The organism is Paenibacillus sp. P2(2022), from assembly GCF_029522175.1.
GTDB classification, from domain to species: Bacteria; Bacillota; Bacilli; order Paenibacillales; family Paenibacillaceae; genus Paenibacillus; species Paenibacillus polymyxa.
In genome coordinates, this window is record NZ_JAKWFI010000001.1 from 791,215 (window position 1) to 813,416 (window position 22,202).

The 22,202-nt window shown below is 47.1% G+C and carries 19 protein-coding genes; 17 read left to right on the forward strand and 2 right to left on the reverse strand.

Annotation, left to right across the window (positions count from 1 at the left end; all coding sequences use genetic code 11):
* Positions 1-189 precede the first annotated feature (189 nt).
* Entirely contained in the window at positions 190-1,452 is a 1,263-nt protein-coding gene (gene ftsW, locus MMB75_RS03325; protein WP_045244424.1) for a putative lipid II flippase FtsW, read from the reverse strand.
* A 248-nt stretch (positions 1,453-1,700) separates the two neighbouring features.
* Here ftsW and MMB75_RS03330 point away from each other — a divergent pair, with 248 nt between their 5' ends.
* From MMB75_RS03330 to MMB75_RS03370, 9 genes are all read left to right on the forward strand, one after another.
* Positions 1,701-2,906 carry a M20 family metallopeptidase gene (locus tag MMB75_RS03330; protein WP_016822368.1) on the forward strand — a complete coding sequence of 402 codons (1,206 nt, stop codon included), beginning with the start codon at positions 1,701-1,703 and terminating at the stop codon, positions 2,904-2,906.
* An 84-nt stretch (positions 2,907-2,990) separates the two neighbouring features.
* A complete protein-coding gene (locus MMB75_RS03335; RefSeq protein ID WP_013371865.1) occupies positions 2,991-3,419 on the forward strand; it encodes a CBS domain-containing protein in 429 nt (142 codons plus the stop codon).
* A 160-nt stretch (positions 3,420-3,579) separates the two neighbouring features.
* On the forward strand, positions 3,580-5,403 hold the full coding sequence (locus MMB75_RS03340) for a DNA repair helicase XPB (protein ID WP_016822367.1): 1,824 nt from the start codon (positions 3,580-3,582) through the stop codon (positions 5,401-5,403).
* 6 nt (positions 5,404-5,409) lie between these two features.
* Entirely contained in the window at positions 5,410-7,395 is a 1,986-nt protein-coding gene (locus MMB75_RS03345; protein ID WP_016822366.1) for a helicase-associated domain-containing protein, read from the forward strand.
* Positions 7,396-7,502: 107 nt separating this feature from the next.
* Positions 7,503-7,943, forward strand: coding sequence for a YlbF/YmcA family competence regulator (locus MMB75_RS03350; RefSeq protein WP_016822365.1), 441 nt, complete (start codon positions 7,503-7,505; stop codon positions 7,941-7,943).
* Between the two features lie 34 nt (positions 7,944-7,977).
* Entirely contained in the window at positions 7,978-8,238 is a 261-nt protein-coding gene (locus tag MMB75_RS03355; protein WP_017427798.1) for a YlbG family protein, read from the forward strand.
* A gap of 229 nt (positions 8,239-8,467) precedes the next feature.
* Positions 8,468-8,905: a hypothetical protein gene (locus MMB75_RS03360; RefSeq protein ID WP_016822364.1), complete on the forward strand. Its 438-nt coding sequence runs from the start codon at positions 8,468-8,470 to the stop codon at positions 8,903-8,905.
* Between the two features lie 199 nt (positions 8,906-9,104).
* Entirely contained in the window at positions 9,105-10,079 is a 975-nt protein-coding gene (locus tag MMB75_RS03365) for a selenium metabolism-associated LysR family transcriptional regulator (protein ID WP_016822363.1), read from the forward strand.
* Complete coding sequence (locus MMB75_RS03370) at positions 10,063-10,932, forward strand: PHP domain-containing protein (RefSeq protein WP_016822362.1); 870 nt, start codon at positions 10,063-10,065, stop codon at positions 10,930-10,932. Before MMB75_RS03365 ends, MMB75_RS03370 begins: the two co-directional genes overlap by 17 nt.
* Before the next feature lie 95 nt (positions 10,933-11,027).
* Here MMB75_RS03370 and MMB75_RS03375 read toward each other — a convergent pair whose 3' ends face one another.
* Positions 11,028-12,776 (reverse strand): Rqc2 family fibronectin-binding protein, encoded by a 1,749-nt coding sequence (locus MMB75_RS03375; RefSeq protein WP_016822361.1) that lies wholly within the window; start codon positions 12,774-12,776, stop codon positions 11,028-11,030.
* Between the two features lie 230 nt (positions 12,777-13,006).
* On the opposite strand from MMB75_RS03375, the gene MMB75_RS03380 reads away from it, so the two are divergent.
* The 8 genes from MMB75_RS03380 (at position 13,007) to rpoZ (ending at position 22,169) form a co-directional block, all read left to right on the forward strand.
* Positions 13,007-15,805 carry a calcium-translocating P-type ATPase, SERCA-type gene (locus MMB75_RS03380; RefSeq protein WP_019687953.1) on the forward strand — a complete coding sequence of 933 codons (2,799 nt, stop codon included), beginning with the start codon at positions 13,007-13,009 and terminating at the stop codon, positions 15,803-15,805.
* Between the two features lie 109 nt (positions 15,806-15,914).
* Positions 15,915-16,748 (forward strand): diaminopimelate epimerase, encoded by an 834-nt coding sequence (gene dapF, locus MMB75_RS03385; protein WP_016822359.1) that lies wholly within the window; start codon positions 15,915-15,917, stop codon positions 16,746-16,748.
* Positions 16,749-16,955: 207 nt separating this feature from the next.
* The gene (locus MMB75_RS03390) at positions 16,956-17,975 is read left to right on the forward strand and encodes a hypothetical protein (protein ID WP_031461721.1); all 1,020 of its coding nucleotides are present in this window, start codon (positions 16,956-16,958) and stop codon (positions 17,973-17,975) included.
* A 156-nt stretch (positions 17,976-18,131) separates the two neighbouring features.
* Positions 18,132-20,018, forward strand: a complete 1,887-nt coding sequence (locus MMB75_RS03395) for a bifunctional homocysteine S-methyltransferase/methylenetetrahydrofolate reductase (RefSeq protein WP_016822357.1) — start codon at positions 18,132-18,134, stop codon at positions 20,016-20,018.
* 35 nt (positions 20,019-20,053) lie between these two features.
* Positions 20,054-20,941, forward strand: a complete 888-nt coding sequence (locus MMB75_RS03400) for a YicC/YloC family endoribonuclease (protein WP_016822356.1) — start codon at positions 20,054-20,056, stop codon at positions 20,939-20,941.
* 56 nt (positions 20,942-20,997) lie between these two features.
* The gene (remA, locus tag MMB75_RS03405; RefSeq protein WP_005548256.1) at positions 20,998-21,258 is read left to right on the forward strand and encodes an extracellular matrix/biofilm regulator RemA; all 261 of its coding nucleotides are present in this window, start codon (positions 20,998-21,000) and stop codon (positions 21,256-21,258) included.
* Positions 21,259-21,272: 14 nt separating this feature from the next.
* A complete protein-coding gene (gene gmk, locus MMB75_RS03410) occupies positions 21,273-21,845 on the forward strand; it encodes a guanylate kinase (protein ID WP_016822355.1) in 573 nt (190 codons plus the stop codon).
* Between the two features lie 120 nt (positions 21,846-21,965).
* Entirely contained in the window at positions 21,966-22,169 is a 204-nt protein-coding gene (rpoZ, locus tag MMB75_RS03415) for a DNA-directed RNA polymerase subunit omega (protein WP_013371850.1), read from the forward strand.
* The last annotated feature ends 33 nt before the right edge of the window (positions 22,170-22,202 follow it).

Here is a 22,202-nt window from a genome sequence, read left to right on the forward strand (position 1 = left end):
GGTATAGATGCCGGGAATTCCGTGCGATAATCCGCATAAGAACACGAAAACTGGTGGTTATAAAACGCCAGTTTTCGTTTTGTGAATCTGCTGGTTAACATTTTGCAGACGGACCTGTAGTTATATACATATACAAAAAAAGAACTTCCAATGCCACCGTGATTAGTGGTCATATGGAAGTTCTTTTTTTTAGCGGTAACGGTTGGTTCTACGAGTTTGAAAGCGAGTGGGAACTTCATTACGGACCGTCACCCCTGTAGTGCGTTCTTGCACTGCTTGTTTGGTGTTCTCACGAGAAATACTGAGCATGATGCCCATAGAAAACATCATGACAAGCAGGGAGGAACCACCAAAGCTAATAAACGGAAGAGTTACGCCAGTGATTGGAATCGTTTGGGTTACCCCACCGATATTAATGAAGGCCTGAATGGCGATCAAACCCATGATGCCAGTGCCCACCAACGTTCCGAACGGATCATGGCAACGCAGAGCAATGATCATGCCTCGCCAAATGAAATACAAATATAGCATTAGGAAAATGGCTGTTCCGATAAATCCGAATTCTTCACCAATAACTGAAAAGATAAAATCATTAAACGAATTGGGCAGATAATGAAGCTTGATAATGCCTTTACCAAATCCCGATCCGTTTAAGCCGCCTTCGCCAATAGCTTGCAGGGACTGCACCAGATTGTATCCTGTGCCTTGTCTATACTTTTCGGGATTAAGAAAGGCTTGAAAGCGTCCGATTTTATAATCTTGCTTGGCAGCAGTAGCTTGTCCATTTGTGCTGTCGGAATCTCCTCCAAACAACGATCCAATACCAAATACGATGGAAGCGCCTAGCACGAGCAGGATGATTGATGCTGTAATGTGTTTGACGCTGGCTCCCCCAACATAAATAATCAGGCCGCTGGTGGCTACCAAAATAAAGCAGGAGCCTAAATCCGGTTGAAGCATGATGAGTCCTGCGACAGAGCCTACAATGACCGTTACAGGTATGTAGCCAGTCCGCAAATCTCTAAACCGATCTCCTTTTTTGACAATCAGTGCGGATAAGTAAAGGATGATGGATATCTTTGCGAGTTCTGTTGGCTGGAAGCCAATACTACCAAATCTGAGCCAGCTTTTTGCGCCATTCAGAGAGCCTGTAAAAAGTACGATGATTAGCAGTAATATGGTTATGAAAAATAAAGGCACAAAAAGCTTTTTATATTTTTCCATCTTAATATTCATAGCTACCAGCATAATAAAAAGTCCAAGTATAGCAAATGCGGACTGGCGCTTTACAAAATATAAAGAGTCAAAATTGTATTCTTTATTCAGCAGAGCTACGCTGGAGCTGGAGCTAAATACCATGATTACACCGAATCCAACCAGCAACAAAGTGAGGATCAGCAATTGGAAATCCGGTGTCCCTCTTCTTCGAGTCTCCGGCTTCGTATTTCTCATATCAGCTTCCCCCGGTATTCGCCGCAAGGTATATTCCTCGCAGACGTTTATCATTTTATCGTTTATCCATTTTATCATAGTATGTTTGATAGGCTTCTGCAACCATCTGGAGCAACAGATATCACAACAATTCCATATCTGCTACAATAGGATAAAAATAAAGACTTGAGAGAAACGGCGCGTATGGGGTAAAGCTGCATGATTTATCGGAAGCTGTCCCGATGTTTTAAAAGGAGAGGTGGAACATAATGACACAACAGGCGATGGACCAAACCTGGTTTAATCAATTACAACAAAACATGGTGGAGTGGCGTAGACATTTACATAAGAATCCCGAAATTTCTTTTCAGGAAAGTAAAACTGCCGCTTTTGTAGCGGATAAGCTAGAGAGCTGGGGATTAGATGTTCGCCGACAGGTAGGGGGACACGGTGTTGTAGGTACCATTCGTGGTGCCAAACCTGGACCTGTGGTTATGTTACGCGCCGATATGGACGCTCTTCCTATTCAGGATGAAAAGGAATGTGAATATCGCTCCAGTGTGGATGGGGCCATGCATGCTTGCGGACATGACGGACATACGTCTGTTTTGCTTGGGACAGCATACTATTACAGTCTGAACCGTGATGAGCTGGAGGGAGAAATCCGGTTTTTGTTCCAGCCTGCGGAGGAATTGCTGCCTGGGGGTGCGGTTAATGTCATCAAAGATGGCGTACTGGAAGGTGTGGATGTGATTTATGGCATCCATTTATGGACACCCTTCTCGGTCGGGACCGCTGCGAGTTGTGCAGGGCCGTTGATGGCGGCTGCCGACGATTTTTATATTGAAATTGCAGGTAAGGGTGGGCATGGCGGTATGCCCCAGTCCACTAATGATAGTGTGGTGGCAGGCTCAGCTCTTGTTATGCAACTGCAGAGTATCGTAAGCCGTTCAGTCGACCCGTTAAAGCCTGCTGTGTTGACGGTGGGAACGATCCAAGGGGGCTCTGCGCAAAATATAATTGCAGAAACCTGCCGCTTGAGTGGAACCATTCGTACGTTTGATGAGCAGACCCGGACGGTCATGAAAGAGCGATTGCATGAGGTAACTGAGCTTACAGCAGCAACATATGGGACATCAGCAAAAATTCGTTACATTATGGGATACCCGCCAGTTGTTAATGATGCCCAGGAAGCATCCCGCTTTTTTAAGGAAGCAAAGCCTGTGTTCGGCGAGGGGAATGTACAGGAAGCGCCAAAGTTGATGCCTGCCGAAGATTTTGCGTATTATTTGGAACGTGTGCCAGGTTGTTTTATGTTCGTCGGGGCGGGTAATCCGGCCAAAGGAGCAATTTATCCGCATCACCATCCAAAATTTGATTTTGATGAGGATGCCATGATCAACGCAGTTCGTCTGTTTATTGCCATGTCTACCGGATATGTTGCTGGACGAAAAGAAGGGGCAATTAACGGCTAATACGAGCTAAATTGGGAAGGGTCCAATCTGGAGTATGAGCTGAATGAAATGGGGTACCCTACTCTTGAAAAGGAGGGAGTACCCATGAAAAAGGTTCAGGAAGTTATGACTAAAAAATGTGTAACGGTTACCCCGCAGGACAATATTTACGAAATAGCGGTCAAAATGAAAGACAATGATACTGGTTTTATCCCAGTTGTGGAAAGCGAAGGCAGTGATAAGTTGATCGGTGTGGTAACAGACCGTGACCTTGTGATTCGCGGCTACGCAGCTAAAAATTCTGGTTCTGGTTCGGTGGATACGGTAATGACAACAGGTATTCGTACAGCCAGTGCTGACATGTCAGTGGACCAAGCAGCTGAACTGATGGCAGAACAGCAAATCCGTCGTTTGCCCGTGACGGAAGGAGACCGTCTGATCGGGATTGTTTCGATTGGGGATTTAGCGGTTCGTAATATTTTTGCAGACAACGCTGGAGAGGCGCTTAGCCAAATTTCCGAGCAGGTTCACTAGAAGGATAATATAGCAGGTACCAGTTTGGGACGGTCATTATCCCGAGCTTCTGATCAGGAGTTCAACCCGAGTGTGGGTTGGACTCCTTGCTATTCCGGTTGATATGCGAATAAACGGATAAGCTATTTATTATAGAACTTTTGAGTGTCAGGAGGTAGTCATGAACCCAGATCATCCTTGTATTGTACAACGTGATTTTACCGTTCTGCTGGAAATGGGTTTGCCCGATTCGGAATGGGCTCGTTCACAGTTGCAGGTTTACGCAGAGCTGGTAAAAAGTCCGTCCGCTTTTCATACATATCACATCACTCCATTGTCGCTCTGGAATGCGGCCGCTCTCGGGTGGAGTGCTGAGGACATTCAAAATAGTTTGCACTCTATGTCTCGTTGGGATATTCCGCGTGATTTGTTGAGAGATATTGAACAGCTTGTATCTCGTTACGGGACGTTGACGCTGTCACGGGCAAGTGCAAAAGAAGAACAAATTTACGGCACTGATACGATTGACGCGAATCGTGATGAGCAAGAGTCAGACAGAGATACAAAGGCGAGTAAAACCAACACATACACAATAGGGGATCACTTGATCTTGACGGCAGAGACCCCAGCTTTACTGGATGAGCTATTAAACAAGAAAGAGCTAAAACAGCTTGGTTTGCTTCGCACCAATGAGACAAGTGCATCCGTACCGCCCGAAAATCGTGGCTTGCTCAAGCAGGAATTAACTCGCTTGGGATATCCTGTTGTGGATACGGCAGGTTATCTTGAGGGGAATCTGCTTCGTTTTACCTTGGGAAAGGGACAAACGGAGTTGCAGCTTCGTGATTACCAGGTGAAAGCCGCTGATGCATTTGAAGGTGCAGACGGCTTAGGGGGGAGTGGTGTACTAGTTCTCCCATGTGGAGCTGGAAAAACAGTGATCGGTATGGCAGTGATGAATCGCCTTCAGTGTGAGGTGCTTATTTTAACTTCTAATACTATCTCCGTGCGGCAATGGATCGAAGAATTGAAGCAAAAGACGAATATTCCTGTCGATTCTATCGGGGAATACAGTGGTCAGAAAAAGGAGGTGCGACCGATAACGGTGGCAACCTACCAGATTTTGACGCATCGTCGCACCAAAGACGGAGAGTTTGAACATATGAAGCTACTGAGTGAGCGGAAGTGGGGACTCATTATATATGATGAGGTACATTTGCTGCCTGCGCCAGTATTTCGAGCGACGGCTGATATTCAGGCTACCCGTCGTTTGGGATTAACAGCTACGTTAGTTCGAGAGGACGGGTGTGAGCGGGATGTGTTCTCTTTAATTGGACCCAAACGGTACGATATGCCGTGGAAGGAACTGGAACGACAGGGCTGGATTGCTCAGGTCGATTGTGTAGAGCTGCGTTTGCCCATGACCGCTGACCTTTTGGAGCGAAGTATGCGCGCTGAAGGCAGACAGCAATACCGAATTGCAGCCGAAAATCCGGCTAAGCTGGAGGCAGTACGCAGTCTAATGGAGAAACACAAGGGTCTACCCACGCTTATTATTGGTCAATATTTAGACCAGTTACGTAAATTAGCTCAGGAGCTGGACGTTCCACTGATTACGGGATCCATGACTCAGAGTGAGCGGGTGCGTTGGTTCGATGCGTTTCGCAAGAGCAGTATTCAAACCCTGTTGGTATCCAAGGTGGCGAACTTTGCGGTGGATTTGCCGGATGCAGCGGTGGCCATAGAAGTATCGGGTAGCTTTGGCTCACGTCAGGAAGAAGCGCAGCGACTTGGCCGCATTTTACGACCAAAGCCAGGCGAGAATAAAGCTTATTTTTATGCATTAGTGACAGAGAACAGTAAGGAGACGGATTTTGCAGCACGTCGTCAGCTGTTTCTGATTGAGCAGGGCTATGAATATGCGGTTCGCAGGTTTGATAGGACAATGGCTAGCAGAAGCCAGGAGGATGAGACAGAAGATGGCGGAAAGAAAAAGGAGGCCTAATCAAGGATGGGCGTAACGAATACGCAAGGCAGCTGGAATGAGCTTTCAGCGGATGAACTGCTGGTGCTTAAACGATGCTTTATCCGGCATGCTGCACAACCTATGAGGGAAGAGGAGCCTGTGCAGCTTACCCAAGGTGCCTTAAGCGGAGTCGAAACAAAACTGGCACTGCATGGGCTTCGCACCCGGGGGTGGCTGGAGGCAGTCACCAAATCGTGGGGTGAGCGGATTTTATATATTCCGATTGATCGACTACCCGCTCTGTACGATATGCTGTTAAAGCAAACTCCAATGAACGGGATACATACGGATCATCCGATAACAGTACATGAAGCAATGACAGGACTGGAGTCGGAGTTGCTGCATGTGTTGTCACGTATTGCAATACAGGGGGTTCCTTTGACGGCCAAAGGAACCATACATAAGCGGTCATTGCAAAAATTAAATGAACTGACCCCCTTTCGTCCAGAGGACCTGGAAGGACTTGGGTTGCATTATGCACATGCCGAGCTGTATCCAGTACAAACGGTGGTCATGATCGATTTACTACTTAGTTTGGGCCTGCTAGTGAAAGAAACTGTGTCTTTCCGCATTCAGGAAGCGGAACTGGCGACATGGATTCGCTTGTCTGCTGGGCAAATGCGCAAGCATATTTTTGCCACCCTCATGGAAAGGTACGGCAAGGCTGAAGCGCCCATACAGCATTTTCGCTATATGCTGTGTGCCGTCTCGCAGTATGTAGGTACGGATGGATGGGTATCTATTCAATGTCTGCTGCAACGGATGCTTCAGGTAGGCTTAATGCCGCAGAATCGTTTAAAGGGAAATGATTCTACGAACGGTACCCTTATAGACATTGTTCCTACAATCGCAAATCTCGAAGGGCCTGCGGAGGAAACGGTATCTGATTGTAATTTCAATGGACCTTTTATGGAAGATATAAAGGGTTGGTTGAAGGCCCTGACGGCTTTTGGAATGGGGGATTGGGGTCAGACCACATCAGGTGAATTGTGTTTTCGCTGGAATGTCTCTGTGACAGATCTGCTTCGTCCCTATCATGACGAGGATACACATCAAGAGCAAGGTGCCTTTTATGTGCAGCCTGATTTTGAAATATTAGTGCCGCCAGATGTCGCATATGATGTGCGCTGGCGATTGGAATGCTGCTGTGAACGTGTGACAGGAGACCGGATGGTAGTATATCGGATTACCAGAGAGAGTATTACAGAGGCAATCGAGCTGGGCATGGAGTCTAAGGCGATTCCTGCTCTTTTGGACAAGTACAGTCGGACAGGGGTGCCAGAACATGTACGGCTGGCAGTAAAGCAGTGGGCAGGCGATGTCGGACGAACGGCTTTTGCGACGGTGACACTTCTGCGATGCGGTACTCAGGAGGATGCGGACATGGTTGCGCGTCATCCTGCACTGGAAGGATTACTGGAGCGACTCGGTGACAAAGATTTTATTATCCCCGTGCGCTCTGCTGACAAAATACGAAAAGCGCTCGCTACAATTGGATTAAGTCCGCGTCTTGAGCCAAAAGGTGCGGATGAGCCAGCTCATCATTATCCACTTTTGACGGAGACAGAGAACCTAGAAGCAGGCCGTTCCCTATTTTCACAAGAGGGAAGAGCTGGTCTGGTTTACACAGGGCGTACGTTGCATTTCTATGAACAAGAGCACACCCTTCCTGATCCGTCTGACTATTTTCCAGAAAGATCTACAGTACCCTCTTCATGGACAAAAGAATGGAGGAGTTACCATACGTCCACTTCCAGGCAGTTGATGGAGCAAGCGATCCGTTGGCAGGCGGCGGTGGGATTGCGTATCAGCGGGAAAGAGGTTAAATGGATACCGGAATCGGTGGTTTCTGGCGATCCCTGGAGTGTCACAGGCTGGTACGCCTCAGGAATGGATGAGGAAACACCTTCTCGTGCGACCTTGCAGCCAAGGGATTGGTCCGATATGAGGTTGTTGGTTCCTTTTACATAGTCGTGTCAGGAAGTGCATGAAACTCCTTCTTCTCAAAAGAAGGATGTGGTATGATAAATGAGTCTACTTTTATTGGGTAGAACTTTATATAAAGTGAGATGACATTCATGAGCGTAGCCGAATTGAACACGGTCAATATGGCAGAAGTGCTTATTAACGCCTATGAATTGGGCGATATGGTCAACCGGTCCTTTGAGGTATCGGATTATTTATATTGGAAGCAGCGTGTGGAATTGAATCCGTCTATTCAGGCGTGTGTACGCAAGCTGGATGCCAAAAAGGAGCTTTTCGCTGAAACGGAGCGTTTTGGGCATTTTCATCCCAACTATCATGAAGCGAAGGACGCAGTGCAGGTCGTTGAACTGGAGCTGGAACAATTTGAGGCTGTTAAGGAGTTCAAACGGGCCGAAAAGGCGCTGGATGATATGCTTCATGCCATGTCTGAAACAATTGCATATTCCGTGTCCGAGACCATTAAGGTGCCGAGCAACGATCCGAATGTGAAAAAGGGCGGATGCGGCAGCGGAGGAAAATGCTCCTGCGGATAGGCCATAGGAATGATACGGAGGGGAGATGAAGCGAATGTTTGCCGAGCGGACAGGGTACATCATTTGGGTAAGCGATATCAAGGCTGCCCGCAATCTGGAGAAATACGGAAATGTCCACTATATTTCAAAGCGTATGCATTATGTAGTTATTTATATGAATGCGGATCGGGCAGAGGACACCGTTAAAAATATTCGCAGACTTTCCTATGTACGTAAGGTTGAGCGCTCTTTCCGAAATGAGATTAGGACGGAGTACAACGACGATAAGGAAAAGATGAAAGAATATGAAATATAAGCTTTGATTGTCTATACATTCAGAATTCTTAAAAAAGGTCAGCCTACGGGCTGGCTTTTTTTTGTGAAGCCAGGACTTTTGCATACTAATCTTAATGCTGTTAGACCTAAAAAATCTTTAAAAAACACCCATAAACTTCAATTTTGTAACTTGTAGTCCCGGGTCTGTTGAGGTAACATATGAATATATTGGTAGATATAAAGACCTATCTGGTGGGGAGAGTGATCCCGTGCGTGACAAGGCAATGCAGCGATGGAGTACATACGAACCGTTCTACGTGGAGATGGGCGATAAGAAAGTCGCCGATATCGTGATTACAAATCATGCGAAAACACGTTATTTAGATCGGGTAGAGCAGAAACAGTCCGAGACGAATCATATCGCCGCCTGGCTTTGGGAATGCCTGAAGCAAAACAGGATGGAGTCCTACTATCATAATGAAGAGGATGTATATTTAATTGATGGTGATCTGGTCGTTGTCGCCGAATTTGGTGAGTTGCCAGGTGAGATGGACATTGCGGGAAATCCGCTTCATAAGATGATTATTATTACCTTTTTGGGTCGGATGTCAGAGACTATCGAATTGAGGGACTTAAAATCCTACTATTCATGGTTGCGCCATTCGCGGCGCATGACACTGATGAAAAGCAGTCGTAAGCAAAAATAGACGGTGATTTGGCGAACGGTTCCATTAAAACCGCGCTCATTGACACCGTCGAGTTTGAGTAGAAGTATGCAGTTATCAGCTGCATGCTTTTTTATTTTGCAAGCATATACTCCTCATTTCGGTAAGTTTACTCGGAAATTGTTCGCAGACGTTTTTCTTATGCTAAAATAAGGAGATCAGAGGGGAGAGGGCTGTCAATATGAACTTTCATCAGCTGCACATTTTTTATACCGTAGCGGAGCGCGGAAGCTTCTCGGCGGCGGCGCAAGCGCTGCATATGACGCAACCTGCGGTGACGATGCAAATTCAATCTTTGGAAGATTATTTTGGCACGAAGCTACTGCACCGATCGACTAAAAAAATTGAGCTTTCGGAGGCAGGAGCGACATTACTTCCTTTTGCAAAAAGAAGTATGCAACTGATCAGGGAAGCTGACGAGGCAATGTCTGCTTTTACTCACATGCTGGAGGGAAGATTGCATATTGGCGCCAGCCTAACGATTGGTGAATATATTGTGCCAAGAATGTTGGGCCCGTTTGGTCAGGAGTACCCTCACATACGCATGGCAATGAATGTAATGAATACGACTCAAATTATGGATGATATACTAAAGCATCAGTTGAATTTAGGGCTGATTGAGGCCCCGGTTCAACACCCGGATATTGTGGTGGAATCTGTGATGCAGGACGAACTGAAGCTGATTGTTCCTTCGGGGCATGTGTTAGCCAAGGCCAAAAAAGTAGTTTTAGAAGATGTATTCAAGCATCCTTTTGTAGCTAGAGAAAAAGGTTCTGGTACACGACAAGTCATAGAAGACGGGCTCAAAAATCGTGGTGCGGATGCCTCTCGACTTGATATTGTAATGGAGATGGGCAGCACTGGAGCGGTCAAATCAGCGGTAGAGGCAGGACTGGGGATTACCATGCTGTCACCTTCTTCAGTCAAACACGAGGTTGCGCTCGGGTTGTTGAAAATTGTAAATATTTCAGATATTACCTTCAAACGAGAGTTTTATGCGATTCATCTGAAATCAGCTTTGTTGCCAATCCCGGTAGTAACTTTTTTATCTTACTTGCGTCGTCATGATCAGGGATTGGACGTATTCGAGGACTCGCAGGACAAACTTGTAGTGATGAAAGAGGAGGAGCAATTGCGTAATGAAGGAACAGATTAATTCACAACGATATGATCTACATACACACACCCAAGCATCTGACGGTATGCAATCACCTGCTGATAATGTGCGCTGGGCGAAGGAAAAAGGGTTGGCCGGTGTGGCTATTACAGATCATGATACGGTGGCCGGTTTGGAGGAAGCCTTGGAGGAGGGAAGACGCATTGGAATGACCGTGGTGCCGGGTGTGGAAATCAGTACACGTGCTGGTGGCAAAGATATTCATATATTAGGTTATTTTATGGATTACCGTAATAAAATATTTTTGGAACGGTTGGAAAAGCTGAGACAGGCGCGGGATACCCGTAATGATTTGATTTTGAGTCGATTGCGTAGCTTGGGCCTGGAAATCACGCTAGATGAGGTGGTGGCTACAATGGGCAGACCACTAGCGCCAGATGAAAGCATTGGACGTCCGCATATGGCAGATACCCTGGTTCAAAAAGGTTACGCGAAGGACATGCGTGATGCGTTTGACCGTTACTTGGCAGAAGGTGCGCCCGGATACGTATCTGTACCCCGTGTAGAGCCTGCGGAGGCTATAAGCTGGATTCGTGAAGCAGGAGGTGTGCCTGTAGTGGCCCACCCTGGCTTGTATGGAAATGATGAACTGGTGCGCTCCATTATAGAGGCAGCGAAGCCTGTAGGGTTGGAGGTGAGCCATTCAGACCATGATGCTGAGGCTGAGAGCCGATATACTGCAATGGCGCTGCACTATGGGCTTATCGCAACAGGCGGCTCGGATTTTCACGGTGCGCGCCAAGGTGTGATTTTCCACGGTGATCTGGGTAGCCGTAGTGTGGAAGGTCAGGTTGTCGAGGAATTGAGAAAGGCTGCTGTTGGACAAAAGTAAATGAGAAAAAGCCCCTTGCCTACCGCATGGAACACTAGAAGTGTACGTGCAACGGGCGAAGGGCTTTTTTTGTAGATTCCATATGCTGGTGGAACCTAGCCGTTTTTGATGCGGTTCGGCAGCTTTTTGACCAGTTCCTCATCAGGTGTGATAAAGAGCGTACGCTGATGATCGTAGATGACAAAGCCGGGCTTCGCACCGCTTGGCTTGCGTACATACCGAATCAAAGTGGCATCTACAGGTACGCTGCTAGACTGCTTGGCTTGGCTGAAATAGGCAGCCAGTTGAGCAGCTTCCTCCAACGTTGCGTCTCCGAATTTCTCGGCACGAATAACGACGTGTGACCCTGGAATATCCTTTGTATGCAGCCACGTGTCATTGGGTCCGGCCAGTCGATTGGTCACATATTCATTCTGCAAGTTATTTTTGCCGACCAGCAGCTCGATGCCTTCGGATGATGTATATACGTGCAAGGTCGGGCGGTCATTTTTCTTCTTTTTCTTTCCTTTTTTAACCCGATCTCTGAGATAGCCCTGCTGAACCAGCTCTTCACGTATTTCCTCAATGTCGTTAATAGAGGCATGGGCTAGCTGCTGAAGAAGATTGTCCATATAACGAATTTCTTCGTGTGTTTTTGCTAGTTGTTCGTCAATGACAGCCAGGCTGTTTTTATATTTGTTATACTTTTTAAAATAACGTTGTGCATTATCTGAAGGGTTGAGTAGCGGGTCCAATGGAATGGTGATCGCACCCTGTTCCTCGTCATAAAAGTTAGTGAGTGTTACTTCCTTGTCTCCCTTTTTTACCTCATGCAGTGAAGCGAACAGCAGCTCTCCGTAAATCCGAAATTGATCGGCATCTTCCGCTTCAGCCAAATCTTGATGGAGATGATCGAGTTTTTTTACGTTTTTGCTCCGCTCGTTTTGTAGAAACCGCAGTAGGTCGCTAACCTTTTGCTTAACCGTGTCCCTTTCTGCTTTTTCACCGAAAAAGTCCTCCATACACTCACTGATGGTAGCGTATTCCTTACGTTCTCCTTCGATCAGCGTCAGTGGAATGGCTGAAAATATTACTTTATCTTGTGCGTTCAGTCCAGATACTGGCTGAAAACGATGATTCCGCACGTCATCCATAATGTCACTGAATGTCCTCCACAGTCGACGATCCTTGTCACCAGATGCTTCTTCGTTAGATGCTCGGATTAGTATCTCTTCAGCAATGAGGGGACTAAGTCCGGTAAAAGTGTTCACGAGCCAGCGTTTGGGAGCTTCTTCGGCCTCAAGGGCTGCTTGATACGAGGAGATGAAGGCTGCTTCTTCGACTTCTAGTGGATTCAGCTTATTTTGTTCAGGAGGTTCCGTATATTGAAAGCCTGGCATAACGACCCGATAGCTGCTGATAGAGGGTGTGACATGATGAATGCCGTCCAGCATCATACCTGTTTCCGGGTCAAGCAAAATAATGTTGCTATGTCTACCCATCACTTCAATAATAATGCGCTTCAATGAAATATCCCCCAGCTCATCACGCTGACGTATATTCATATGAATAATGCGCTCCATGCCCACCTGCGTGATGTTCTCAATAATGCCTCCTTCGCAATGTTTGCGAAGAAGCATACAAAACATGGGAGCTTCTGTCGGATTGAGAAAGCTTTGCTCTGTAAAATGTACGCGCGGAAATGTCGGATTAGCCGACAGCAACAGCTTTACACTCCCGCCTTGTGCCCGCAGGTTCAGCACGATATCGCGTTCGTTTGGCTGATGTATTTTATTAATGCGCCCGCCCCGGATGGCTTGCAGTTCGTGTACGATAGCGCGGGTTACGATTCCGTCCAATGCCATAATGTATGTTCTCCTTTGAAGCAAATGTATTTTCGCCTTCCTTCTATGATACATAACTTTGGGACAAAACTTAAGCGGCTTTGTGATATTTCGAGTCCTGTCCGAATAGATTGAATCAAGAAAGTCTGTCCAGCATATCAGCAATCGTGGCACAAAAATAGAATAACGGGCAGCCATCCTACGCACAACCGACGGAAACGGACTATCTGACCGGGAGGGAATTGGGGAGAATGGAACAAGCACACTGGCACCAATTAAGCAATGAACAGCTTTCAACTAGTCTGGAAGTCGACCCGAAGCAGGGTCTTTCGGAGGAACAGATTGCGGAACGAAGAGAAAGGACGGGTTGGAATGAGCTGAGCGAGGGCAAGCGTGTTTCGGCAATTTTGCTGCTGCTCAACCAGTTCAAGGATTTTATGATGCTTGTATTGATGGGAGCGACCCTGATCTCTGGCCTACTCGGCGAGTATCTGGATGCGATTACCATTATTGCTATCGTTGTGCTAAATGGAATTCTCGGCTTTGTGCAGGAATTCAGAGCTGAACGTTCATTGCGAGCTTTAAGACAGCTTTCGGCTCCAACCGCCAAGGTGCTGCGAGGCGGCAAACGAATACATGTTCAGGCCAGAGAACTGGTGCCGGGCGATATCGTGCTGCTGGAAAGTGGTGATCGTATCCCTGCAGATGTAAGGTGGTTGAGTACAAACGGCTGTGATGTCGAGGAGTCTGCCCTGACAGGTGAATCGGTTCCGGTGAGTAAGCATTCCCGTCCTATTCATGCCGCCGAAGTACCTCTTGGGGACCAAAAGAACATCGGTTTTATGGGCACCATGATGACCAGAGGCACCGCACAAGGCGTGGTCATTCGCACAGGCATGAGTACCGAAATGGGAAAGATCGCAGACTTGATCGAAAATACGGAGTCGCAGGAGACACCGTTACAGCACAGACTGGAACAGTTGGGCAAAATTTTGATTATTGTGGCGTTAGCGCTAACCGTGCTCGTGGTCATAGCGGGTATTTTGCATGGTCAGCCAGCCATGAGCATGTTTTTGGCCGGCGTGAGCTTGGCTGTGGCAGCCATACCAGAAGGATTGCCCGCGATTGTAACCATTGCACTCGCTTTGGGTGTACAGCGTATGATCAAACGCAAGGCCATTGTGCGCAAGCTGCCTTCCGTTGAGACGCTCGGCTGTGCGTCTGTCATTTGCTCTGACAAAACGGGCACACTGACCCAAAATAAAATGACAGTCACCAAGCTGTGGCTGGATGGTCGTTTCTGGGGAGTTACCGGGGAAGGTTATGATCCACACGGTCATATTATGGACAGGGATCTTCCGGCCGACCTAAAAAACGGACAATCCTTGCGTAGATTGCTGCAAGCTAGTGTACTTTGTAATAATGCGGAGATTGTTCAAGCTGACATAGATGAGCTGCGTTCAAAAAAGAAAACCAAAGAGCCGACGCCTTCCGCTGTTTGGGAGCTGAAAGGTGATCCGACAGAAGGAGCGCTGGTCACGTTAGCTGCCAAAGGCGGAGTCACGCGACAAGGGCTATACGAACTGTACACACGGGAGCGAGAATTTCCTTTTGACTCAGATCGGAAGCGGATGTCGGTACTCGTACGCCACCAGGGAGGACATATTGTATTTGCCAAAGGAGCGCCAGACGTGCTACTGGGTCAGTGCTCTTACATTTTATGGGAAGGGAATGTCGTTCCGTTAACGGGTACGCTGCGCCAAAAGGTATTGGCAGCCAATGAAGGTATGGCATCGGAGGCGCTGCGTGTACTTGGCGTCGCTTACCGTGATATCCGCTCGCATGAGCGTGTCTCTACGGTTGAGGAGGCTGAAACACAGCTGATTTTTATCGGCCTGACCGGCATGATTGATCCGCCACGCCGCGAGGTTCGCGAGGCCATTGGCAAGTGCCGTCGTGCCGGCATTCGCACGGTGATGATTACGGGCGATCATGGCACAACTGCGGAGGCCATTGCACAGCAGCTGGGCATTCTCCAACGCGGCTCAAATGTATTGACAGGACAGCAACTGTCTCTCATGGATGATGCGGCGTTGGATAACGTTGTTGATACCGTCTCTGTGTATGCGCGGGTGTCGCCGGAACACAAGCTGAGAATTGTCAAGTCGCTGCAAAGACGCGGACATGTCGTAGCTATGACCGGAGATGGCGTCAATGACGCACCTGCGATCAAGGCATCGGATATCGGTATTGCCATGGGCATTACAGGAACAGACGTGACCAAAGAAGCAGCTGCACTTGTACTGAGTGACGATAATTTCTCAACGATTGTAGCGGCAATTGAGGAAGGACGAAATATTTACGAGAACATCCGTAAATTCATTCGTTATCTACTCGCCTCCAATGTTGGCGAAATTTTGACGATGTTCTTTGCCATGATGGCTGGGCTGCCGCTACCTTTGTTACCCATTCAGATTTTGTGGGTGAACCTGGTAACTGACGGTTTGCCAGCGATGGCTCTGGGTGTGGATCAGCCGGAAAAGGATCTTATGGAGCATAAGCCTCGTGGCGCAAAGGAAAATATTTTTGCACGTCGACTGGGCTGGAAAATTATTAGTCGCGGTCTGTTGATTGGCCTATGTACACTTGCGGCCTTTTGGTTGACATTACGGATTGCTCCGAATGATGCAGGGCAATTGATCAAAGCGCAGTCGGTTGCATTTGCTACGTTAGTGCTGGCGCAGTTAATTCATGTATTTGATTGCCGTAGCTCCCGCTCCGTTTTCCATCGTAATCCGTTTCAAAATAGTTATCTCGTGCTTGCCGTACTGTCCTCCATTGTACTGATGCTGGTTGTAATGTATGTGCCTGTGCTGCAACCTATTTTCAAAACGGTACCTCTTGGTTTACGTGAATGGGCACTATCTATTGTCGCAGCTGGCATTCCTACGTTCCTGATGGGAGCGGGAAGTGTATGGGGCGGTCGACGTAACCGTCGTCACGGCGGAAATACACGATTTTCAGCGGGACGTACAAAGTTCTCAGCCTAGAATTCGGGTCTTGCATATCGCATCACTTTCCCGCTTTTGCCCTGTATGATATTATGGGGTCAAAGCTTCAAGAGGAGCATGAGATCAGCAGCAACGGCGGGAGGAAGCTATGGAATTCACTAAAATGAATGGTCTGGGTAATGATTTTATCGTTTGGTACGGGCATCAGGAATTGCCGTCTGACGCCTCGGAATTAGCTGTTCGGCTATGTGATCGACATTTTGGTATTGGCGCCGATGGATTGGTATATATATTGCCATCTGAAAAAGCAGATTTTCGCATGCGCATCATTAACTCGGACGGCTCGGAGGCCGAGCAATGCGGTAACGCTATTCGTTGTGCTGCCAAATATGTGTATGACCGTAAGCATATCAACCGTGAACAGATCACGATTGAGACGCTGGGTGCAGGTGTGCAGCAGGTTGAACTGACTGTGGAAAACGGAACTGTACGAATGGTAAAGGTCGATATGGGAGAGCCGATTCTGGAAGGATTGAAAATTCCAACTACACTCGATTTGACTAACGTAATAGATGAGCCCATTGAAGCTGGAGGAAGTGGTTTTCGCTTTACGGCTGTTTCTATGGGAAATCCGCACTGTGTCATTTATGTTGAGGATGCGCCTAGCTTTGATCTGGAGGCCTGGGGGCCAAAGCTGGAGTGTCATCCATTGTTCCCTAAAAAAACAAATGTTGAGTTCGCCACGGTACGGAGTCGGAAGCATATAGATATGAGGGTATGGGAGAGGGGAGCAGGACCTACGCTAGCCTGTGGAACTGGAGCCTGTGCTACGCTTGTTGCTTCTGTACTAAATGGATACAGCGACCGCCGCGCCATGGTAAGCCTAAAGGGCGGCGATCTGGATATTGAATGGAGCGAGGATGATAATCACATTTATATGACAGGTCCGGCTGAGATTGTATTCGAAGGTCGTCTATTCTGAATTGATGTGAATGATAAGAATAGCCCGTAAAATACCTAAGAATATATAGAAGTGAAGGGAAAGAAGACCTGAGTAGGTCTTCTTTTTTTGTCCTTTTATGCCGCTGTTTACTGGGGAAATGGTGAACCAAGCGATATTCTGTCTTTTTTTGACGTCTGAACAATGTATAATATAGAAAATGAGAAAACGATAAGGAGGCCGTTCATAGTGCGGAAATTTCGTTGGATTTCAGCAGTTGCAGTCCTCATACTAGTAGCCACCGCGCTTCCGGTTCAAGCGGCGACTATTCCTGCTGCCACGGGAACGACGGACAAGCAGGTGGGCTCGCTAACTCCGACAGTCGTAAGCCGTTTAGAAAAAGCAGTACAAGAACTTATCGGTTCAAAAGCTGCATTTCAATTTGACGATGTAACGGATATGGGGAAAACCTGGATTGTCGAGGGTGAATTGGAAGACGGAACAGCTACGTTGCAGACAGAATATAATAAAGAGAAAAACAGAGTAGATTCTACAACTATACGATATAAAATAAGTAGTTTGGGAAAGGCGATGAACGCGCCACTCAAGGCAAAAGTATTAAACAGCGCCAAAGCGTTTGACAGCAAGCGTCCCTTACAATTTGAAGCATTCTGGCGGGTCAAATCCCCCTATCAGTCCAACAAGCCTTCGAATTACTGGGTATTCTGGGGGGCAGGAGAAAAAGCTTCCTCATTGTATGTTGATGTGGATCAAGGTAATGCTATTACCGTCAATGCGGACTATGCGCTGAGACAGGTGGACCCAGTATTATTGAACCGTGCAATGAACACATTTAAGCGAGTGAGTGGACAGCGAATCACAGTGCAGCATGCCTCACGCTACAAGGATGAGAAGAATGGGCTTTCTTATTGGTCGTTCGAGGATGCAAGTGAGGCGAATGAGGTCAAAATTGGAGCGGTAACTGGAAAAGTGCTGGCTGTATCCACCTCTGGGATGGACTGGAATGATGACGCAGATTTCAAAAAATCTTTTGCAAGTCCAAAATATACCGCCGCCGAAGCATTGAAGCTGGTCAAGCCTAAGGTTCAACTATTGTTCAATATCAATGTGTCCGGCTATAAAGTGAATGTTCAAGGAAATCAATATACGTTCTCCCAAAAGGGGACGGATTCTATTGTGGCTAAAGTAAATAAAAAAGGGACTTTTTACGAGTTTTCTCTCCATTCTTCTGATGGGAAAATGCTATGAAAATGTAGTGGTAAATAGAAAATGATAACTCAAGTTGCCTTACTCCTGGTATCATTTTGTCGGGGCGTGAGGCGGCTTTTTTTGTTTTTGGCTTATGTTTGTAGTCTCTTTATGTTACATTAGTATGAAAATAAAGAGCGGGGTGGAGCAGAGGACATGAAACCGGATTTGCGTACTGTGCTGAATCGTGAAATTATTGTCGGAGACGGCGCTATGGGGACTTTTTTGTACCAGCTAGGATTTCCAGTAAATACGTCTTACGAAGAACTGAACATTACTTCGCCTGATGTTATATCAGACGTACATGGGCAGTATTTAAATGCAGGAGCACGATTGCTGGAGACGAATACATTCTCTGCAAATGATTATAAGTTAGCCCGCTTTGGACTGGAATCTAAGGTGGAAGAGATTAATCGTGCTGGTGTGCGAATTGCCAAGGCTGCTGCCGGACCTGAACATTATGTAGTAGGTGCGGTCGGTTCCATATGCGGAGGCAAACGTCTTAACATATCCAAGCTGGAGCTGTCAAGAAACTACGAGCAGCAGATCGATGCCCTTCTTTCCGAAGGGGTTGACGGCATTTTATGCGAAACGTTTTATTCACTGGACGAAATGCGCATTGCGCTTCACAGTGTACGTAAATACAGTGACATTCCGGTAATTTGTCAATTTGCGGTCGATCAGGTTGGTCGTACCCAAGATGGTTTTCTAGTGTCAGAAGCTTTTTCAACACTGCGTAGTGAAGGAGCTGACATCCTCGGGTTTAACTGTCACTCCGGTCCGCAGGGAATTATGAGTGTAATGGAGCAGCTGGATGGTCCTTTGTCTGTACCGCTGTCTGTATATCCAAATGCGGGGCTGGCAGATTATGTGGACGGTCACTATGTATACGGTGCATCACCTGAATATTTCGGAGAATGTGCCAGGTCCTTTGTAGATCTCGGGACCAGGCTGATTGGTGGTTGTTGCGGAACTACGCCAGACCATATTGCTGCTATTTCCAAAGCTTTAAAAAATTTGCAACCGCCCCCGTTGGCTCCAAAAGAAGCTTTGTCGACAGAGTCCATTCATGTGGTGGAGCAGACAGCAAATGAAGGGGGACGAGGCAATGGCAGACATGCCAGCGAACCCAACATTGTGGATCTGGTTAAGGAACGGCATACGGTCATTGTAGAACTGGATCCTCCGCGAGATCTGGACATTACCCGGTTTATGCAAGGTGCGCATGCCTTGAAGAAAGCCGGAGCAGATGCACTTACACTTGCTGACAATTCGCTCGCAGTCACTCGTATGAGCAACATGGCGCTTGGGCATCTGGTTAGTATTGAAACAGGCTTGCGTCCATTAATTCATATCGCATGTCGTGACCGTAATCTGATTGGTACTCAATCCCACATGATGGGTTTTGACGCACTGGGTATTGACCATGTACTGGCGGTTACTGGTGATCCGGCGCGGTTTGGTGATTTACCAGGCGCCAGTTCGGTGTATGATATGACATCTTTTGAAATCATACGCATGATCAAGCAGTTAAATGATGGCGTCGCATTTTCCGGTAAACCACTCAAGCAGAAAGCTAATTTTGTGGTGGGAGCTGCTTTTAATCCGAATGTTAAGCATTTGGGTAAAGCCGTACAGCGGTTGGAAAAGAAAATTGCCTCCGGGGCCGATTATATTATGACCCAGCCTGTTTACGATCCTGAGCTGATTATAGCCATTGCAGAAGAGACACGGCATTTGGAAATACCGATTTTTATCGGTATTATGCCGCTGGCTAGTGGCCGCAATGCAGAATACTTGCACAATGAAGTGCCAGGCATTCAGTTATCCGATGAGGTGCGTGCACGTATGTCGGGACTAGAAGGCCCGGAAGGACGAGCAATGGGCGTGTCTATTGCCAAGGAGCTGCTTGATACGGCCATGGAACATTTTAATGGGATCTATTTCATGACTCCTTTTATGTTCTATGAAATGACAGCTGAGCTGACTTCATATGTATGGGAAAAATCAGGCCGAGCACAGGCCCCCTTGTTTCGACTATAATAATCAATTACAATAGTATAATGGATGTGATGCCGATGTCATTGAGTATGACCGGATACGGTCAAGCCATCCTTCATCATGAGGGGTATAAAGTGCGCTTGGAATTGAAATCGGTCAATCACCGCTATTGCGAAGTGATGATGAGAATTCCACGTGAATGGACTCGTTATGAAGATGGCTTGAGAAGAACGGTTCAACAGCAGATTAAACGCGGTCGTATCGATGTTTTCATCCACAGGGAACGTGATGAAGAACAGATACCCGCCGCACGGTTGAATGACACTGTGGTGCAGGCTTACCTGCGTGCAGCGGAGCAGCTGGCGGATCGTTATGGCGTGAAAGGAACGTTAGGTATAAGTGATATCCTTGCTTTGCCTGATGTTCTGGGTGAGCCTGGAGAGGCTTGCAATGGAGACGAAGATGACTGGGAAGAGCAGCTACAGCGAGCTTTGAACGAAGCTCTGCAAGGTTTGCTGGAGATGAGAAGGCGAGAAGGCGGGCATTTGGCACAAGATGTGGAATCCCGCATTTTACGTTTGGAATCCTTTCATCATGAAATGACGGTGTTGGCTCCTCATGTTGTGAGCGACTACCGTAACAGGCTGAAGCACAGGCTTAAAGAGCTTCAGGACGGTTCATTTACGCTTGATGAACATAAGTTCGGAATGGAGATTGCGTTATTCGCGGATCGCAGCAATATTGATGAGGAGCTTACCCGGCTTCAAAGTCATTTTGGACAGTGCAAAAGGTTGCTGCTGTCGGACGAGCCGGCCGGTCGCAAATTAGATTTTTTAATCCAGGAAATGAACAGGGAAGTCAACACGATCGGCTCTAAGGCTAATCATCTCACATTAGTTAATCTGGTCGTTGAGATGAAAGCAGAGCTCGAAAAAATTCGTGAGCAGGCTGCAAATATTGAGTAGCTACCTGGTAGCGGCACGGCTGCAATAGTCACATGTATAGGGGGAAAGACCTGAATATGGCAATCAAATTGATCAATATTGGCTTTGGCAATATCGTGTCGGCCAACCGAATAATCTCCATCGTCAGTCCGGAGTCTGCTCCGATCAAGCGGATTATACAGGAAGCCAGGGACCGTCATATGCTAATTGATGCTACCTATGGCCGCCGGACACGGGCTGTTATTATTACAGACAGTGATCATGTAATCCTGTCTGCGGTGCAGCCGGAGACGGTCGCTCATCGCCTATCCACTAAAGATGATGACAATGACGAATAAAAATGGAGTGTACTATGGCTAAGGGATTATTATTTGTAATATCCGGACCTTCGGGGGTCGGTAAAGGAACGGTAGGCAATGCATTGCGCGAAAAGCTACCTGAGATAACGTATTCTGTTTCTGCTACAACTCGAACACCTCGTTCGGGCGAGCAAGATGGAGTGACCTATTTTTTCAAAACGCGTGAAGATTTTTTAGGCATGATTGAACGGGATGAATTGTTGGAGTACGCAGAGTATGTAGGTAACTACTATGGCACTCCACGTGATTTTGTAGACCAGACGCTTGCGCAGGGTAAAGATATCTTTCTGGAAATTGAAGTTCAGGGCGCGCTAAAGGTTAAAGAAAAATTTCCAGAAGGCATATTTATATTCTTGCTTCCACCTTCGCTGGATGAGTTGAAGGATAGAATTCGGGGACGTGGCACAGAAACTCAAGCAACCATTGATCACCGTATGTCGGTAGCTGTGGACGAGATGAACCTGTTGCGTCACTATGATTATGCGGTTGTCAATGATGAGATTGATTTCGCTTGTAAACGAATAGAATCCATTATTATCGCCGAACATTGTAAGGTTCGACCTTAAGCGAGGCTTTACATATGCCAAGCGTACCAAAAGAGAAATAATACTGTATAAGCTGAGCTTGAAGGTGTACACTGGAGTTCAGCTTATACAGCTTAAAACTACATGAAGAGGTGTCTATTCGTGCTGTATCCTTCCATTGATGAAATGATGAAAAAGGTAGATAGTAAATATTCGCTGGTTGTAGCGGCATCACGCCGTGCTAGACAGTTGCGTGAGGGCGAGAAGACGAGCTTGAAGAGTCCTAAATCTCACAAACAGGTTGGAGTAGCTCTCGAAGAGATCTATGCAGATCATCTTTTGCTTGAAAGCGGCGAAGAAGAATAAGAATTATAGACAATCATTATAACCAGGCGCAAT

What these genes read in the sequence shown, in the direction of transcription:
- MMB75_RS03400 (WP_016822356.1), top strand. Translation starts at nt 20,054, where the DNA reads ATGTCATTGAGTATGACCGGATACGGTCAAGCCATCCTTCATCATGAG.
- MMB75_RS03335 (WP_013371865.1), top strand. Translation starts at nt 2,991, where the DNA reads ATGAAAAAGGTTCAGGAAGTTATGACTAAAAAATGTGTAACGGTTACC.
- MMB75_RS03340 (WP_016822367.1), top strand. Translation starts at nt 3,580, where the DNA reads ATGAACCCAGATCATCCTTGTATTGTACAACGTGATTTTACCGTTCTG.
- MMB75_RS03395 (WP_016822357.1), top strand. Translation starts at nt 18,132, where the DNA reads ATGAAACCGGATTTGCGTACTGTGCTGAATCGTGAAATTATTGTCGGA.
- MMB75_RS03365 (WP_016822363.1), top strand. Translation starts at nt 9,105, where the DNA reads ATGAACTTTCATCAGCTGCACATTTTTTATACCGTAGCGGAGCGCGGA.
- MMB75_RS03345 (WP_016822366.1), top strand. Translation starts at nt 5,410, where the DNA reads ATGGGCGTAACGAATACGCAAGGCAGCTGGAATGAGCTTTCAGCGGAT.
- gmk (WP_016822355.1), top strand. Translation starts at nt 21,273, where the DNA reads ATGGCTAAGGGATTATTATTTGTAATATCCGGACCTTCGGGGGTCGGT.
- MMB75_RS03380 (WP_019687953.1), top strand. Translation starts at nt 13,007, where the DNA reads ATGGAACAAGCACACTGGCACCAATTAAGCAATGAACAGCTTTCAACT.
- MMB75_RS03350 (WP_016822365.1), top strand. Translation starts at nt 7,503, where the DNA reads ATGAGCGTAGCCGAATTGAACACGGTCAATATGGCAGAAGTGCTTATT.
- MMB75_RS03370 (WP_016822362.1), top strand. Translation starts at nt 10,063, where the DNA reads ATGAAGGAACAGATTAATTCACAACGATATGATCTACATACACACACC.
- ftsW (WP_045244424.1), bottom strand. Translation starts at nt 1,452, where the DNA reads ATGAGAAATACGAAGCCGGAGACTCGAAGAAGAGGGACACCGGATTTC.
- remA (WP_005548256.1), top strand. Translation starts at nt 20,998, where the DNA reads ATGGCAATCAAATTGATCAATATTGGCTTTGGCAATATCGTGTCGGCC.
- MMB75_RS03355 (WP_017427798.1), top strand. Translation starts at nt 7,978, where the DNA reads ATGTTTGCCGAGCGGACAGGGTACATCATTTGGGTAAGCGATATCAAG.
- MMB75_RS03375 (WP_016822361.1), bottom strand. Translation starts at nt 12,776, where the DNA reads ATGGCATTGGACGGAATCGTAACCCGCGCTATCGTACACGAACTGCAA.
- MMB75_RS03330 (WP_016822368.1), top strand. Translation starts at nt 1,701, where the DNA reads ATGACACAACAGGCGATGGACCAAACCTGGTTTAATCAATTACAACAA.
- dapF (WP_016822359.1), top strand. Translation starts at nt 15,915, where the DNA reads ATGGAATTCACTAAAATGAATGGTCTGGGTAATGATTTTATCGTTTGG.